The following is a 506-nucleotide window of genomic DNA, read 5'->3' as shown; positions in this document are numbered from 1 at the left end:
GAGCTTTCATGAATAGTTTCATTCTACAAAGTTTACGAATGAACATCTAGAAATGGTCACGCAAGAAGTTTTTTAAGAAACTGTCCTGTGTAGGAGTGTTTCGTTTTTGCGATATCTTCTGGTGTTCCTGTGGCGATAACTTCTCCCCCATGGTCCCCGCCTTCTGGTCCTAAATCAATAATCCAGTCTGCGTTTTTGATAATGTCAAGGTTGTGTTCAATTACAATAACGGTATTTCCTTTTTCTGTAAGTTTATGAAGCACTGACAGAAGTTTTTCTAAATCAGCAAAATGAAGACCAGTGGTTGGTTCATCTAAAATATATACTGTTCGTCCTGTTGATCGCTTTGATAATTCAGCGGCAAGTTTTACCCGTTGCGCTTCACCACCGGAAAGTGTTGGCGCTGGTTGTCCAAGTCGAATATATCCAAGCCCCACGTCTTCAATAGTTTGCAGTTTATCTCTTAATGACGGATGGTGAGTGAAAAATTCAATCGCTACCGACAC

The 506-nt window shown here is 40.5% G+C and carries 1 protein-coding gene; it reads right to left on the bottom strand.

All coding sequences use genetic code 11. From position 1 onward, the window contains the following. Nucleotides 1-56: 56 nt before the first annotated feature. The coding region (locus N3A72_12495; protein ID MCX7920394.1) for an excinuclease ABC subunit UvrA at nucleotides 57-506 on the bottom strand (450 nt) is incomplete at its 5' end.

This window comes from bacterium (assembly GCA_026416715.1).
Classification (GTDB): Bacteria; UBP4; UBA4092; order JAOAEQ01; family JAOAEQ01; genus JAOAEQ01.
Note: the sequence above shows the minus strand (reverse complement) of the source record. Positions and strands in the feature narration are given on the sequence as shown.